The sequence below is a fragment of the Paenibacillus sonchi genome (genome assembly GCF_016772475.1).
Taxonomy (GTDB): domain Bacteria; phylum Bacillota; class Bacilli; order Paenibacillales; family Paenibacillaceae; genus Paenibacillus_AQ; species Paenibacillus_AQ sonchi.
This window is the reverse complement of the sequence record NZ_CP068595.1, coordinates 6,191,671-6,207,152: the sequence shown is the minus strand read 5'-3', so window position 1 is coordinate 6,207,152 and position 15,482 is coordinate 6,191,671. Positions and strand designations below refer to the sequence as shown.

General features: G+C 50.6%; 15 protein-coding genes and 1 pseudogene. All 16 read left to right on the top strand.

Going from position 1 to position 15,482, the window contains the following annotated elements; genetic code table 11:
* Nucleotides 1-117: 117 nt before the first annotated feature.
* Nucleotides 118-1,356, top strand: coding sequence for an EF-P 5-aminopentanol modification-associated protein YfmF (yfmF, locus tag JI735_RS27785; protein WP_407944500.1), 1,239 nt, complete (start codon nucleotides 118-120; stop codon nucleotides 1,354-1,356).
* A gap of 2 nt (nucleotides 1,357-1,358) precedes the next feature.
* Entirely contained in the window at nucleotides 1,359-2,639 is a 1,281-nt protein-coding gene (gene yfmH / locus JI735_RS27780; protein ID WP_039834587.1) for an EF-P 5-aminopentanol modification-associated protein YfmH, read from the top strand.
* Nucleotides 2,639-3,406, top strand: a complete 768-nt coding sequence (gene ymfI, locus JI735_RS27775; protein WP_202676637.1) for an elongation factor P 5-aminopentanone reductase — start codon at nucleotides 2,639-2,641, stop codon at nucleotides 3,404-3,406. The genes yfmH and ymfI overlap by 1 nt, the downstream gene beginning before the upstream one ends.
* 110 nt (nucleotides 3,407-3,516) lie before the next feature.
* Nucleotides 3,517-3,777, top strand: a complete 261-nt coding sequence (locus tag JI735_RS27770) for a DUF3243 domain-containing protein (RefSeq protein ID WP_020428011.1) — start codon at nucleotides 3,517-3,519, stop codon at nucleotides 3,775-3,777.
* A 179-nt stretch (nucleotides 3,778-3,956) separates the two neighbouring features.
* Nucleotides 3,957-4,724, top strand: a complete 768-nt coding sequence (locus tag JI735_RS27765; RefSeq protein ID WP_039834590.1) for a DUF3388 domain-containing protein — start codon at nucleotides 3,957-3,959, stop codon at nucleotides 4,722-4,724.
* A 42-nt stretch (nucleotides 4,725-4,766) separates the two neighbouring features.
* On the top strand, nucleotides 4,767-5,774 hold the full coding sequence (locus JI735_RS27760) for a RodZ domain-containing protein (RefSeq protein ID WP_202676636.1): 1,008 nt from the start codon (nucleotides 4,767-4,769) through the stop codon (nucleotides 5,772-5,774).
* Nucleotides 5,775-5,866: 92 nt separating this feature from the next.
* Nucleotides 5,867-6,031 (top strand): hypothetical protein, encoded by a 165-nt coding sequence (locus tag JI735_RS27755; RefSeq protein ID WP_167330793.1) that lies wholly within the window; start codon nucleotides 5,867-5,869, stop codon nucleotides 6,029-6,031.
* 180 nt (nucleotides 6,032-6,211) lie between these two features.
* Complete coding sequence (locus JI735_RS27750; RefSeq protein WP_039787733.1) at nucleotides 6,212-6,703, top strand: YajQ family cyclic di-GMP-binding protein; 492 nt, start codon at nucleotides 6,212-6,214, stop codon at nucleotides 6,701-6,703.
* 153 nt (nucleotides 6,704-6,856) lie between these two features.
* Nucleotides 6,857-7,444 (top strand): CDP-diacylglycerol--glycerol-3-phosphate 3-phosphatidyltransferase, encoded by a 588-nt coding sequence (gene pgsA, locus JI735_RS27745; protein ID WP_020428005.1) that lies wholly within the window; start codon nucleotides 6,857-6,859, stop codon nucleotides 7,442-7,444.
* A gap of 54 nt (nucleotides 7,445-7,498) precedes the next feature.
* A complete protein-coding gene (locus tag JI735_RS27740; protein WP_039834593.1) occupies nucleotides 7,499-8,788 on the top strand; it encodes a competence/damage-inducible protein A in 1,290 nt (429 codons plus the stop codon).
* A gap of 298 nt (nucleotides 8,789-9,086) precedes the next feature.
* Nucleotides 9,087-10,151 carry a recombinase RecA gene (recA, locus tag JI735_RS27735; protein WP_039834594.1) on the top strand — a complete coding sequence of 355 codons (1,065 nt, stop codon included), beginning with the start codon at nucleotides 9,087-9,089 and terminating at the stop codon, nucleotides 10,149-10,151.
* Nucleotides 10,152-10,274: 123 nt separating this feature from the next.
* A complete protein-coding gene (locus JI735_RS27730; protein WP_039834595.1) occupies nucleotides 10,275-11,009 on the top strand; it encodes a regulatory protein RecX in 735 nt (244 codons plus the stop codon).
* A 308-nt stretch (nucleotides 11,010-11,317) separates the two neighbouring features.
* Nucleotides 11,318-12,859: a ribonuclease Y gene (gene rny, locus JI735_RS27725; protein WP_020428001.1), complete on the top strand. Its 1,542-nt coding sequence runs from the start codon at nucleotides 11,318-11,320 to the stop codon at nucleotides 12,857-12,859.
* A 52-nt stretch (nucleotides 12,860-12,911) separates the two neighbouring features.
* A complete protein-coding gene (locus tag JI735_RS27720; protein ID WP_039834596.1) occupies nucleotides 12,912-13,706 on the top strand; it encodes a TIGR00282 family metallophosphoesterase in 795 nt (264 codons plus the stop codon).
* A gap of 200 nt (nucleotides 13,707-13,906) precedes the next feature.
* Nucleotides 13,907-14,167 carry a stage V sporulation protein S gene (locus tag JI735_RS27715; protein WP_019910496.1) on the top strand — a complete coding sequence of 87 codons (261 nt, stop codon included), beginning with the start codon at nucleotides 13,907-13,909 and terminating at the stop codon, nucleotides 14,165-14,167.
* Nucleotides 14,168-14,383: 216 nt separating this feature from the next.
* Nucleotides 14,384-15,354: pseudogene (locus JI735_RS27710) on the top strand (dipeptidase).
* The last annotated feature ends 128 nt before the right edge of the window (nucleotides 15,355-15,482 follow it).

The window sequence follows — 15,482 nt, the reverse complement described above, 5'->3', positions numbered from 1 at the left end:
AACTTAAGAATCCGGCTTCCCCTTGCTCTTAAGTTTAGCTTATATGGCAGTTATCCCCGCCGCAAAGGAGTTTTGGACTTGACAAATAACGGTTTTCAACATGGCAGCGCCGCAGGCATGCGCATTCACGTCCTGCCGACCAAGGCGTTCAAGACGTTCGCCATCTCACTCTATGCCGGTGTTCCGCTTGATGAACATACGGTGACCCCGACTGCGCTGATTCCCTTTGTGCTGCGCAGAGGAACGGCGAATTATCCCGAAACCACACAGTTCCGTGAGCGTCTGGAGGAGCTGTACGGGGCCGGGTTCGGTTTTGACATTTATAAAAGAGGCGACTATCAGATTGTCCAGTTTCGTATGGATACAATCAATGATTCCTTCGTGCAGAGCAAAGAAAGCCTGCTGGGCGAATCGTTTGCGTTCCTTGGAGAGGTACTGACAAAACCGCTGCTGGAGGATGGGAGTTTCCGTGCTTCCTATGTAGCCACTGAGCGCGAAACCGTGCGCAAGAAGCTGGAGGCAATCGTCAACGACAAAATCCGTTATGCAGCCGAACGCTGCATTGAAGAAATGTGCCGTCAGGAACCGTACCGTCTCCACCCGCTGGGCCAAAGAGCCGATCTCGACGGCATTACCCCGGAATCGCTTTATCAGTCCTATCATTCCTGGCTGGGCGGAGCCATTCTCGACCTGTATGTCGTAGGTGATACCACCCCTGAGGAAGTAGAGAAGCTGGTGACCCGCCATTTTGGCCGTACCCATGGGAACGCAGCAGGGTATTCTTCCAATTTTTCACCGGTAGCCGTAACTGAGGTCCGCACTGTGGAAGAGAAGCTCGATGTCAATCAAGGGAAGCTCAACATGGGTCTGCGCACCCCGATAACATACAAAGACGACAGGTATGCTTCAGCGCTCATGTACAACGGCATTCTGGGCGGATATCCGCACTCCAAGCTGTTTGTGAACGTGCGGGAAAAAGAGAGCCTGGCTTATTACGCATCCTCGCGTTATGACGGCCATAAAGGCATTGGCACCATTCAATCGGGAATTGAGACACAGAACTACAGCAAAGCTGTAGACATTATCCGCAAGCAGCTGGATGAACTCCAGGCCGGGAATATCAGTGACCTGGAGCTGAGCCAGACCAAAGCCATGATCCGCAATCTGCTCTCCGAAATCCAGGACTCCGCTTTTGAAATGATATCCTTTGATTTCAACCGTCAGTTGTCCGGAAAAGACCGTTCCGCCCAGGAACTCCTGGCTCAGGTTGACAGTACGGGGGCAGAAGATGTGAAGGCTGCAGCCGGCACCTTTGAGCTGGATACGATTTATTTCCTGACAGGGAAGGGGGAATAACGGTGGAAAAGATTCATTACGAGAAACTTCAAGAAACGCTGTATCACGAGGTTATGGATAACGGTCTGCAGGTGTATGTACTGCCGAAGCCGGCTTTTCTCAAAACCTATGCTACCTTTGCGACCAAATACGGGTCCGTGGATAATCACTTCAAGGTTGCAGGGGGCGAAGAAACGACCGTTCCCGACGGCATAGCCCACTTTCTGGAGCACAAAATGTTCGAGGAGCCGGAAGGCGACATTTTCGCCACCTTTGCATCCAACGGAGCTTCAGCAAATGCGTTCACCAGCTTTGACCAGACGGTATACCTCTTTTCGGCAACCGAAAATATCGAGACCAATCTCAGTACACTTGTGGATTTCGTACAGCGGCCTTATTTCACCGATGAGAATGTGGAGAAGGAAAAGGGCATCATCGGCCAGGAAATCAATATGTATGCGGATAATCCCGACTGGCGCGTTTATTTTGGCCTGATCGAAGCCATGTATTCCAAACACCCGGTCCATATCGATATTGCCGGTACCATCGAATCGATTGCCACGATCACCAAAGAAACCTTGTATACCTGCTACAATTCCTTCTACCATCCCAGCAATATGCTGTTGTTTGTAGTCGGCGGAGTCGATCCGGAGCAGGTGTTTGAGCTGATCCGCAACAACCAGAACGGCAAATCTTACGGCAAACAGGGTGAAATCCAGCGCATCTTTGAGGAAGAGCCTGTTCAGGTAGCGGCAAAAGTCAAGGAGAGCAAGCTGGCGGTGTCCATGCCGAAGATGCTGTTTGGCTTCAAGGAAAAGGTGGAGGGCCTGACCGGGGAAGCTGCGGTGCGCCGCGATTTGACGACCAAGCTGATGCTGGACCTGCTGCTCGGAAGCAGTACGGCTTTGTACCAGAAACTGTATGACGAAGAGCTGATCTCGGACAGCTTCGGACATGAATTCAACAGCTCACCGCAATACGCGTTTTCGGCGATCGGCGGAGATACCAAAGACACTGATCTGCTGCTGAAGCGGATAAAGGAAGAAATCAATCTCGTGCTGGCGTCTGGTTTTGCGGAGAAGGATTTTGAACGGGCCCGCAAAAAGAAAATCGGCGGCTATCTGCGCATGCTGAATTCGCCTGAGAGCATTGCCCATGAATTCACGCGGTACCAGTTCCGCGGAGGGAACCTTTTTGAAGTGCTTCCGCTTTATGAATCGATCACACTGGAAGAAGTCAACGAACGTCTGCGCTCGCATGTCGACTGGGAGCAGCTTGCAGTGTCGCTTGTGGTGAGCCCTTAATGGCGCTTTCGGGAGAGAACGGCAAACCAATAGGAGAGATGACCGTGCTCATTACCGGAGGCAGCGGGGGAATCGGCGGTGCGATTGCCGAGCGTTTTGCCTCAGTCGGAATGAACATTGTTATTCATTATATGAATTCGCATGAAGCGGCGAATGATGTGGCCCGGCGCTGTATGGCGCTTGGAGCCAAGGTAATGACAGTGGCTGCGGATATGAAGGACCGCAGCCAGCTGGTGCGGATGGCCGAAAGGCTCGCGGCGAGCGGAATGCAGCCGGATATTGTGGTAAATAACGCCGGTAAGGCGCATTACGGGATGCTGGCGGATGTGACTGAGGAAGAATGGGACGAGATTATGGCAGTCAATCTGAAAGGCACCTTCCTATGCAGCCAGATTTTCATGCCATATATGGTGTCCCAGCGGTATGGGCGGATTATCAATGTATCCTCGGTCTGGGGAATTTCCGGCGCCTCTTGTGAAGTCGCTTATTCCGCCAGCAAAGGCGGCGTTAATGCCTTTACTAAGGCGCTAGCGAAGGAGCTGGCCCCGTCGGGAGTCACAGTCAACGCCGTAGCCCCTGGAGCCGTGCAGACGGCGATGCTCGCCAACCTGCAAGCGGATGAGATGCGTATGCTGGAGGATGAGATTCCGGCAGGACGACTGGCTTCCCCGGAGGAGATCTCTTCGCTGGTGTATTTTCTGGCGCTACCGGAATCCGGTTATATCACCGGGCAGATCATCAGTCCGAACGGCGGGTGGATTACCTGAAGCGGTACCCTTGGAGAAATGCTCCAGCATAAGAATATCCGGGCGGAGACATATTATAACTGTTGCTTTTAAATCTCACGTAACCCACAACATTTTGAGGAGGATTTAAGATGTCAACAGACTCCGTAGTGAAGAACTTTGATACCTGGAAAAGCTTTCTGGGCGAGCGGGTCATTCAGGCTGAAAAAATGGGGATGAGCGAGGAAACCATTTCCAAGCTGGCTTTTGAAATCGGGGAGTTTCTCGATAAAAAAGTCGATCCGGGCAACTACTCCAACCGGGCGATCAAAGAGCTGTGGGATGTCGGCACGGATGATGAGAAGCAGACTATTGCTTCCCTCATGGTGAAGCTGGCGAAGAAAAACGCATAGCTCGCGGAACAAGCTCCCCTCGCGGGAGCTTTTCTGCAATTATTACAATAGTGTCCTTGCCTTTCAAATTTATTTTATATATCATTAACATGACCCGTGTTCAGAACACTTTGCCGAAGCCGGCTTTTTTTGGTGTATGCCGCAAAGTTACGGGAAAAGGAATCTATGAGGTGTAGCAAGTGGAATATAAACAATGGTACATGGAGTATAAGATACATAAGAACAGACCTGGTCTGCTTGGTGATATCGCTTCAATGCTCGGAATGCTGGAGGTCAATATCCTGACCATTAACGGAGTAGAAGGCAAGACCCGCGGAATGCTGCTGGAAACAAGTGACGATGAAAAGATTATGCTGATGGGCGAAATGCTCAAAAAAGTTGATAATATAACGGTGACCGCCCTGCGTTCCCCGCGGCTTGTTGACAAGCTGGCCGTACGGCATGGGCGCTATATTGACCGCGACTCGGATGACCGCAAGACGTTCCGGTTCACCAGGGATGAACTGGGTCTGCTGGTTGATTTTCTCGGTGAGCTGTTTAAAAGGGAAGGAAATCAGGTTATTGGTCTTCGGGGCATGCCGCGTGTCGGCAAGACGGAGTCGATTATCGCCGGCAGTGTCTGTGCCATGAAGCGCTGGACCTTTGTCTCTTCGACGCTATTGCGCCAGACGGTACGCAGCCAGCTCGCCGAAGATGAAATGAATCCGCACAATGTATTCATTATTGACGGGATTGTCAGCACGATCCGCTCCAACGAGAAGCACTATAATCTGCTGAAGCATGTGATGAGCATGCCAAGCACGAAGGTGATTGAGCACCCGGATATTTTTGTGCGGGAATCCGAATACACCTATGATGATTTCGATATTATTATCGAGCTGCGCAATATACCAAGCGAAGAGATATTGTACGACTCGTTCACGACGAGCTACAGTGATGATCTATAAATAGCTGCTGATAGCAGAACTACACACTTAGGAGGTGATGGTATGTCGGAACTGGGCCGGCATTTGAAGGAGGCGCGTCTGCAAAAAGGGATGAGCCTTGATGATGTCCAGGAAGTAACGAAAATCCGCAAAAAATATCTAGAAGCCATCGAAGCGGGGGATTATAAGGTGTTGCCGGGAAGCTTTTATGTCCGGGCATTTATCAAAACCTATGCGGAGGCCGTGGATGTAAATCCCGACGAGCTGATGGAAGAGCACGGCAACGTGCCTGCCGCTCCGGTAGAGACACCGATGGAAACGGTGATACAGAAGCGCAGCCGCAGACCAGAAACGGAACGGAATGCGAAATGGCTGCCAACAGTTCTGATGTGGACCTTTCCTGTGCTTATTATCGTGGTGATTTACATGTACGCTTCTTCCAATATGAACAAACCGGAGCCAGACAAAGCCGAACCCGGCAATCTGACCACGGCTACACAGGACCCGTCGAAGGTTCAGCCTTCGCCGACTGCCGTGGGAGGTGGCGTTGCGGCTCCTTCCGCTACGGCAGGCACAGGTACGGGCACAGCGGCTCCTGAGGCGACAACAGCTCCATCGGCTTCACCATCACCATCTCCATCTCCATCCCCATCCTCCCAGGAGGTTACGGTCACACAGGACCGCAAATCGGGAAAAACGACGGTGTACAAGGTGTCAGCACCTGCAGGAAGCGCCGTTCAGGTGCAGATCGCTGCGAGTGGAGTGAGCTGGCTTGAAGTCTACAAAGGCGAGAATTCCAAGGGAGAGAAGCTGAGCTTCGGCAATACTGCTGCCGGCGACAACCTGAGCTTCACGCTCGACAGTGAAGGGATGTATATCAAGTCCGGGTACTCCCCTGCTACGGAAATTACCGTCAATGGACAAGTAATCACGGACGGCAAGACCTCATCCCGGCTTCTTCTTGAGCTGGATAACGACCCGGCTTCCGGAGACACATCCGGAGCACAGGACAGCGGTACTGAGGGAAGCCAGGACAATGCAGCCAATCAGGACAATACAACTACTGAATAATCATCTATATAAGCTGAATGTATAGACTTTGGCTTTTAGGAGAACCTATGATTGATTTACAGTTCTTACGCCAAAGTGAGGTGTATTCTCTCATGACCGCTAGCTGGATCGTAACAGGGCTTGGTATTATCGTCAGTCTCCTCGGATACTATCTGACACCGAGTGCCTGGGGTTATGGCATTTTGGGCTTTGGACTGGCACATATTCTGCTCGGGATTTTGGATATGTTCCGGGCCCCCTCGCGCAGCAGACAGTAGCGACATGCAGCGTCTCCCGGCTCATTGGACCCGGGGGAACGGGTTGTCTGCCTTTACACAGAACGGCTCCACTTTGGTGGGGCTGTTTTGTATGCCGGGCTTTACCTGTCAAATTAGACTTAAGAGTTCCTTTCTCATATAATAGGAAAAGAATATTTGCTGACAAAGGAAGTGGATGTATTGAGTTCGGAAAGTTCATTTGATATCGTGTCCAAAATGGACATGCAGGAGTTGACCAATGCCGTACACCAGACGGAGAAGGAGATTGATAACCGCTTTGACTTCAAGAACAGCAAGAGCAGTCTGAAGCTGGAGAAGGATGCGCTTATCATCGCCTCAGAGGACGAATACAAGCTGAATGCCGTCATCGATATTTTACAGTCGAAGATGGTCAAGCGGGGCATTACACTCAAGAATCTGGATTTCGGCAAGGTTGAGCCGGCTTCTCTGGGCACTGTGCGCCAGCGTCTGGGTCTTAAACAGGGAATTGATCATGAAAATGCCAAAAAAATCAACATTCTGATCCGTGATTCGAAGCTGAAGGTGAAGAGCCAAATCCAGGGGGACCAAATCCGCGTAACCGGCAAAAGCCGTGATGATCTGCAGCAGATTATCCAGATTCTGCGCAAAGCCGATTTGCCGCTGGATCTGCAGTTTAATAACTTAAAGTAAGATTTTTGTACCCCGCACTGCCTGCTGATTTCTCGCCTGCGGGGTGCTTTGTGTTTTTTTGACACCTACATAGGGCTATAATATACTTGCGTAAGCAGTTTTTTTAGAAAATAGTGGAATTACGGATTCGTATGGATCAAGGGAGGAACTTCTGTGAATTTGCCTAACCGCATTACGCTGGCACGTATTTGTCTTATCCCGATTATGATGTTTTTTTTGCTGATGAATTTCAGCTTTTATCCGGAACCGATTCATTGGGGCTCGTTCCAGCTTTCCTTTAATCATCTGATCGCAGCGGTGATCTTTTTGCTTGCGGCCAGCACCGATGGCATAGACGGTTATATCGCCCGGAAATACAACATGGTCACCAATCTGGGCAAGCTGCTCGACCCACTTGCGGACAAGCTGCTGGTCTCGGCTGTGCTGATTTCCCTGGTGGAGCTGGGCAGATGCGACTCATGGATCGCAATCGTTATTATCAGCCGCGAGTTCGCGGTAACCGGACTGCGCCAGGTAGCGCTGCTCGAAGGTAAAGTGGTTGCTGCCAGCAAGTGGGGCAAGATAAAGACTGTTATTCAGATTGTTGCAATTTCACTGCTGCTGCTGAATAACTTCCCGTTTCAATTCGTCAGCATTCCTGTAGATGATATTGCCATCTGGGCTGCAGCGCTTGTTACTATCTATTCCGGCATTGACTATTTCGTAAAAAATAAAGATTTGCTGGAGCTTCATAACGCTTAGCCGCTAAGCCGCCATTACTTGTATTACTCTACATCCAGGAGGAGAAAGCCATCTATGAAAGCGGAAATTATTGCCGTTGGTACAGAACTTTTACTCGGACAGATCGTAAACAGCAATGCCCAGTTTCTATCCCTGGAGCTGGCGGCGCTTGGAATTGATGTGTTCTTTCAGACCGTCGTTGGGGATAACAGCAGCCGCCTTCAGCAGGCCATCGAAATTGCCCGCAGCCGTGCGGATGTCATTCTATTCACCGGCGGGATAGGTCCCACGGAAGATGATCTTACCAAAGATGCGCTTGCGGCTTCCCTGGGCCGCGGCCTGCATATAGATCAGCTTGCCATGGATCATGTACAGCGTTTTTTTGATGAACGCAAAATAGTCATGACCGAAAATAACCGCAAGCAGGCGCTTATCATTGATGGAGCCACACCGCTTCCGAATGAAACGGGGCTTGCTGTGGGCCTTGCGTTTGCTGACGGAGGCAAGTATTATATTGTTCTTCCCGGTCCACCGCGTGAGATGAAGCCTATGTTCACCGGCCAGGCCAAGCCTTGGCTGCAGCAGCATGCATTGACCGGCGAAATGCCGATTTATTCGAAGATGCTTAAGTTCGCCGGCATTGGAGAGTCGCTCCTGGAGGATAAGCTGATTGATCTGATCAGGAATCAGAGTGATCCGACCATAGCTCCTTATGCCAAGGAGGGCGAGGTAACGGTTCGCATATCCACCAAAGCCCCTTCTGAACGGGAGGCCATGCAAAAGCTGGAGGTGCTGGAGACAACCATTCAGGAGATCCTCCCGGAGCATATGTACGCCAATATTGATGTGCCGCTGGAACAGCTGATCGTCGATTGGATGGCGGATGCCGGATTGACTTTGAGTGCGGCGGAGAGCTGCACCGGCGGCCTGCTGATGGAGAGCATTACGAATATTCCGGGCAGCGCCTCGATGTTTCTCGGAGGAATCGTATGCTATTCCAATGAAATGAAGAAGAAGCTGCTGAATGTGCCGGCAGCCCTTCTGGAGGGACCGGATGCGCCGGGTGCGGTAAGCCGGGAAGTAGCCGAAGTGCTGGCGGATCAGGTCAGAATGATTGCAGACAGTGACTTCGGATTATCGGTTACCGGTGTAGCCGGTCCGGGATATTCTGAACGCAAGCCGGTTGGGCTTGTGTTCGTCGGACTGGCGGAACGGGGCCGGCCTACGCAGGTCTATGAGCTGAACCTTAAGGGTACGCGGGAGAACATCCGTCTGCGGACCGTCAAGTCGCTTCTGTACCGTCTCTGGCGCAGGCTGGAGGAGCGCAGGGTGGATACACCGCTTGAAGGGTCAGCCTTGCAATAACCTTAGTACCCAGTATATAATTCAAGTATACGGAAGAACCGTGGCACTGAGATATCCTTGCTGCGGTTTTTTGTTATATTGAGAGGCATGAACCTGCAGCCCGTCCTTTGAAAGAAGGCACTGTCCGATGTCCGGTGATCGATATTCTGGGGCAGCCCCAGATCCGGAAGGAGGCTTACAATAAAAGGGAGTATTCCCCCGCAGGATAAAAAAAACGAATGTATGTTCGAAAAAAAGCTTGGCAAGACCTCCAAAACACGTTATTATAGTACTATAAACAGTGAAGGAAGTGGTCTGATTGTCAGATCGTCGTGCAGCGCTTGATATGGCGCTTCGTCAAATAGAAAAACAATTCGGTAAAGGTTCGGTTATGAAATTGGGAGAATCCAACCACATGAAGGTGGAAGTGGTACCTAGCGGATCTTTGGCACTTGATATTGCACTAGGTATTGGCGGACTTCCCAAAGGACGTATTATTGAAGTATATGGACCGGAATCTTCCGGTAAGACAACAGTTGCCTTGCATGCGATTGCAGAAGTGCAAAAGGTCGGCGGACAAGCTGCATTTATCGATGCCGAGCATGCGCTTGATCCTAAATACGCTAATGCACTTGGAGTTAACATCGATGAGCTGCTGCTGTCCCAGCCAGACACGGGCGAGCAGGCGCTGGAAATCGCTGAAGCACTTGTCCGCAGCGGTGCGGTTGACATTATCGTAGTAGACTCTGTGGCAGCATTGGTTCCGAAGGCCGAAATCGAAGGCGATATGGGCGATTCCCATGTAGGCTTGCAGGCCCGCCTGATGTCTCAGGCTTTGCGGAAGCTGTCCGGGGCAATCAACAAGTCGAATACTATTGCGATCTTCATTAACCAGCTTCGTGAGAAGATTGGTGTAATGTTCGGTAATCCGGAAACAACTCCCGGCGGCCGGGCATTGAAATTCTACTCTTCCGTACGTCTGGATGTGCGCCGCGTTGAGAGCATTAAGATGGGCAACGATGTGGTGGGCAACCGCACTAAGATCAAGGTTGTAAAGAACAAGGTAGCTCCTCCTTTCAAGCAGGCTGATGTTGATATTATGTATGGTGAAGGGATCTCCAAGGAGGGAAGCCTCGTGGACATCGGCACTGAAATGGACATCGTCAACAAGAGCGGTGCCTGGTACTCTTATGAAGGTGAGCGTCTTGGACAAGGCCGTGAGAATTCCAAGCAGTTCCTGAAGGAACATCAGGATATTGCCCTGTTGATTGAGAATAAGATTCGTGAAGCAAGCAATCTGTCAACGATTGTGGCTGCGCCAACCGAATCTGAGATAGCAGCGGAGCAAGAGGAAGAAGAGAATTTGCTGCTTGAAATCGAATAACTTGATATTCAATCTTCTGTAATTAATACTAGGTAAGATATCGAGCGCCCTGTGAATGATCTGACAGGGCGCTTTTTCGTAAAATGAACCAGACTTACATTAGCAATGAGGTGACAGCCAACCATGGTAATACAATTAAATCCCGAACCCGAAGAGCAGGACGAGCAGGTGCTGGCTGATTTTCCTGCGGATGAGCTGCTGGTGATTACACGGGTGGAACGGCAGAAAAAGTCTGACCACCGCTATATTATTCATTTTGGCGCCTATCAGATGACCGTTCATGAAGATGTCATGATTAAATACCGGATGATTACGGGCAGCTCTTTTATGAAGGCTGATCTGGAAGAGATCGTTGTAGCGGATGAACGCCAGCGGGCTTATGTGGAGGGACTGCGGTATCTGGAGCGCAAGCCCCGGACGTCTCAGGAGATGGCCCGCCGTTTACGGGAGAAGGAAATAGGAGAGACTATTATTGCCGAAGTTCTGCTGCGACTGCAGCAGGAACGTCTGTTGGATGATCCCTTGTATGCCAAGCAATGGGCAGAGCAGCGTATTACGAGCCAGCGCAAAGGCAAGCTGTGGATCCGTCAGGAGCTGCGCGAGAAGGGCATCGACAAGTCGCTGATTTCGGAGGCGCTGGAGAATATTACTCCCGAGCAGGAGCTGGAGAGCGCCTTGCAGACGGGGCGGAAGAAATGGAATCTGATCCGCGGCGATGTGAACGACAAGCGCAGAAAGACCGGCGCATTTCTCATGCGGCGGGGATTTTCCGGGGATATGGTGCGTCAGGTGCTGAACATTTTACGCGGGGAAGAAGATTTTGAAGGCGAAGAAGAGGAGATTTACTTCCCTGACTGATTGTCTTGACTTTAATGCAGTTATCGACTCTCTTGACAATGTCTTTTTATAAATAATAAAATATAACATGAATCGGCCTACATAAGAATCCTTTTTCCTTCCCAAAAAGCAGACTCTTATGGAGCGGTTCGCGTACAACTCATATGAAATGTAATCGCCGGATAAGGCGGGCAGTGTGCATGTGCAGCATGTGCAGTATGGCAATCGGTGTATTACCGGTTTTTTGTATGGTGATGAACGGATTAGTTTAACAACTGCACAAATTCCCAAGGCTTGTTCTTGGAGGAACCAACGAGGAGGTGAACAGAATGCATCCTGCAATCTGGGTCATAATCGTTCTCGTTGTAGCTGCATTATTCTTTGGATTCGGTTATTTTATTCGTAAATCCCTTGCAGAAGCTAAGATTTCCAGTGCTGAGAAGGAAGCCGTAGTCATCGTGGAGAACGCGAAGAAAGAGGCAGAAGCGCTGAAGAAAGAAACGGTACTTGAAGCTAAGGACGAAGTCCATAGAATCCGCACCGAAGCTGAGAAAGAAACTCGTGAGCGTCGGAATGAAATCCAACGGCAAGAGAGACGTTTGCTGCAAAAGGAAGAATCGCTGGATAAAAAAATGGAATCGCTCGAACGAAAAGAAGAACAAGTAGCTAACAAAGAGAAACGAATTGACGAAACACAGCAGCAAATTGATGTTATTTACAAGAATCAAGTCACTGAACTGGAACGCATCTCCAATTTGAGCATCGATGATGCCAGAAGTATCATTCTGAGCAATGTTGAGCAGGAAGTCCGCCACGAAACCGCACAGATGATCAAGGAAATTGAGCAGCAGGCTAAGGAAGAAGCGGACAAGAAAGCCCGTGAAATCATTACCTTGGCGATCCAGCGCTGCGCTGCTGATCATGTGGCGGAAACCACTGTGTCGGTCGTAACGCTGCCTAATGAAGAGATGAAGGGCCGGATTATCGGCCGCGAAGGCCGCAACATTCGTGCACTGGAAACTCTTACTGGTATTGATCTCATCATTGATGATACGCCGGAAGCGGTTATTCTGTCAGGCTTTGATCCGATTCGCCGCGAAGTGGCCCGTACGGCACTTGAGAAGCTGGTAGCGGATGGACGTATCCATCCGGCCCGAATCGAGGAAATGGTAGAGAAGTCCCGTAAGGAAGTAGATGAACGGATTCGTGAATACGGTGAACAGGCTACCTTCGAGGTAGGCGTTCACGGATTGCATCCGGATCTGATCAAGATCCTGGGCCGTCTGAAATTCCGTACAAGCTATGGTCAAAACGTACTCAAGCACTCCATGGAGGTTGCTTATTTGACTGGACTGATGGCCGGTGAGCTTGGGGAAGACATCGTGCTTGCAAAACGCGCCGGACTGCTGCATGATATCGGCAAAGCGCTGGATCACGAAGTGGAAGGTTCGCACGTGGAAATCGGTGTCGAACTGGCGAAGAAATACAAGGAACATCCGGTGGTTATCAACAGTATCGCGTCCCATCATGGAGACTGCGAGGCTACCTCGGTTATCGCCATGCTGGTTGGAGCAGCCGATGCTTTGTCGGCCGCACGCCCTGGCGCCCGCCGCGAGACCCTGGAAACGTATATCAAGCGTCTGGAAAAGCTGGAAGAGATCTCGGAATCCTTCGAAGGCGTGGAGAAATCCTATGCTATTCAAGCGGGCCGCGAGGTTCGCGTGATGGTGCAGCCTGAGAAGATCGACGATGCCGAAGCTTTCCGTCTGGCCCGCGACATTACGAAGATGATCGAGAGTGAACTGGATTATCCGGGTCATATCAAGGTTACCGTAATCCGCGAGACACGGGCAGTAGAATACGCTAAATAACAAGGAAATCGGCCCCTCTGCGGGGCCTTTTTTCTTTCAGGAGGAGAACATCATTAAAGTTCTGTTTATCGGAGACATTTGCGGGAATACCGGCAGAAAAGCGCTGCGTGAAATGCTGCCTACCCTGAAGGATAAATATCAGCCGCATATCATTATCGTTAATGGAGAGAACGCCGCTGCCGGCAGAGGGATTACCTCAGCCATTGCCAATGAATTTTTCAATTGGGGTGTGCATGGGATTACGATGGGGAATCACACTTGGGACAACAAGGATATTTTTGAATTTATCGACGATGAGCCGCGGCTCATCCGTCCCGCTAATTTTCCACCAGGCACGCCAGGCCGGGGCTACACAGTGATCAAAGCGAACGGTAAACAGCTCGCGCTTGTCAATCTGCAGGGACGTACGTTTTTGCCGGCTATTGATGATCCGTTCCGCATTGGTGAAGAGATTGCCCAAGAGCTCCGGCAGAAGCACAAATGCATTCTTGTTGATTTTCATGCCGAAGCTACTTCCGAAAAGATCGCCATGGGTTATTACATGGATGGACTGGCTTCGATTGTGGTCGGCACACACACCCATGTACAGAGCAACGACGAAGTTATCCTGCCGGGAGGAACTGCATATTTGACCGATGCCGGGATGGTTGGTTCAAGAGAAGGGATTCTGGGTATGGAAAAGGATGCGGTACTGTATAAATTTACTACCCAGCTTCCGGCAAGATTTGTAGTGGATGAAGGCAAGTGGCAGCTCCATGGCTTGTTCGCAGAACTTGATGAAGCTACAGGTAAGGCGACACGTGTTGAGAAGATCCGGATGCGTGAAGGCGAATGGATAATGAGCTAGGTTGTGTTCCAAGTAAATAGGTTTTTCGAGAATAATCGCTGGTTTTGGGTAAAGTGTGATATTTATTATATCGAGAAAGAGTATCTTTTGTCCTAATTTCTCCGGAATGGTCCGCAAAAAGAAGGAATTAATTCTTCTAACGCGAATAACATCTACAGTAGTGGAAGAACACCATCATTTTCCCAGGGGAGGTACTTACTATGGATGTATTAAAAGTATCAGCTAAATCCAATCCTAATTCCGTCGCCGGCGCGTTAGCAGGTGTTCTTCGTGAACGTGGATCGGCCGAGCTGCAAGCCATTGGAGCCGGAGCACTGAACCAAGCCGTCAAAGCAGTTGCCATTGCCCGGGGATTTGTCGCACCCAGCGGCGTCGATTTGATCTGCATTCCCGCTTTTACAGACATAGTGATTGATGGAGAGGATCGGACCGCGATTAAACTGATTGTAGAACCTAGATAATAGATAGCCATAAGTAGATTTTCGAAGCAAGTTTTGTGTGGAGTCCAATCATTGAAGTTATCCCCGCAAAACTTTTTGAGTGAACCTGTTTACTCCGGTAAGCAGGTTTTTTGCTGTACATTTAGAAATTACAGATGACAAGTTGAGAGATACGTTGTAGGAGCATAAGCTTTGTAGTAGGCCATAAGCCCAAACGAAAGCGAGGTTTATTCTGTGGTGAGGAACAGGCAACGAAGAGTGGCGGATTTTCACTGTGATGTGCTTAGCAAGCTGCAGGCTTCACCGGATATAGATTTCAGGAAAGACAGCCGGCTGGATGTGACCCTGGACCGTTTGCTGGCGGGGGTGTCGAACTGCAGGTTTTTGCCGTCTATCTGTCTACCCGGCGGGAAAAAGCGACCTTTGAGCGCATTCTGGGGCAGATTGAGTCGTTCCGCAATCAAGTAGCCGGTTCAGGAGGCCTGCAGTGGCTGTGCTGGAAGGAGGAGGCAGCAGAGCAGATTAATACACCCACAGGCCGGGGAATGCTCTCCCTGGAAGGTGTGGACGGTCTGGAGGGCAATCTGTTCTATGCCCAGTTGTGTTTTGAACTGGGTGTGCGGTTCATGGGCGTAACCTGGAATTATGCCAACTGGGCAGCGGACGGTGTGCTGGAGCAGCGGAACGGCGGTTTTACGGAGCAGGGGCGGAAACTCATTGACTGGTGTAATGAGAGCGGAATGCTGCTGGATGTGTCGCATCTGGCGCCTGCCGGGTTCTGGGAGCTTGCGGAGCGGAGTGTGCGTCCCTTTATTGCTTCGCATTCCAATGCTGCTGCTGTGTGCGGACATCCGCGCAATCTGAGCGATGAGCAGATTCAGGCATTGATCGCGATGGACGGGCGGATCGGGGTGACTTTTGTCCCGTGGTTTGTCCAGAATGGCGGGGAGGCGAAGGCTGAGGATGTCCTGCGGCATATTGAGCATATTTGTTCGCTCGGCGGCTCCGGGCAGATCATGTTCGGATCGGATTTTGACGGCATTGATTGCTGGGTGGAGGGCCTGGAGCATCCGGGAAAATATGCAGATTTCGCCGAGCTGCTGCTGGCCCGTTATCCTGAAGATGCGGTGAAGGGCTGGCTTCACGGGAATGCCCTGTCTTTTCTCGCCACAAATCTGCCATCCAAGACAATCCAACCGCAGCTGTGAATACCGGTCCCGCAAGTGGCGATTTTTTGACAATCCTGTTCCGATATCGTAAAATGTCGAAAAAAGCTCCCTCTATGTGAAGAGGGGCTTTTTATTTTCAGAGAAATAGATGTATAATGTTCAGTGGC

What these genes read in the sequence shown, in the direction of transcription:
- yfmF (WP_407944500.1), top strand. Translation starts at nt 118, where the DNA reads ATGCGCATTCACGTCCTGCCGACCAAGGCGTTCAAGACGTTCGCCATC.
- ymfI (WP_202676637.1), top strand. Translation starts at nt 2,639, where the DNA reads ATGGCGCTTTCGGGAGAGAACGGCAAACCAATAGGAGAGATGACCGTG.
- JI735_RS27770 (WP_020428011.1), top strand. Translation starts at nt 3,517, where the DNA reads ATGTCAACAGACTCCGTAGTGAAGAACTTTGATACCTGGAAAAGCTTT.
- JI735_RS27760 (WP_202676636.1), top strand. Translation starts at nt 4,767, where the DNA reads ATGTCGGAACTGGGCCGGCATTTGAAGGAGGCGCGTCTGCAAAAAGGG.
- JI735_RS27755 (WP_167330793.1), top strand. Translation starts at nt 5,867, where the DNA reads ATGACCGCTAGCTGGATCGTAACAGGGCTTGGTATTATCGTCAGTCTC.
- JI735_RS27740 (WP_039834593.1), top strand. Translation starts at nt 7,499, where the DNA reads ATGAAAGCGGAAATTATTGCCGTTGGTACAGAACTTTTACTCGGACAG.
- JI735_RS27730 (WP_039834595.1), top strand. Translation starts at nt 10,275, where the DNA reads ATGGTAATACAATTAAATCCCGAACCCGAAGAGCAGGACGAGCAGGTG.
- rny (WP_020428001.1), top strand. Translation starts at nt 11,318, where the DNA reads ATGCATCCTGCAATCTGGGTCATAATCGTTCTCGTTGTAGCTGCATTA.
- JI735_RS27715 (WP_019910496.1), top strand. Translation starts at nt 13,907, where the DNA reads ATGGATGTATTAAAAGTATCAGCTAAATCCAATCCTAATTCCGTCGCC.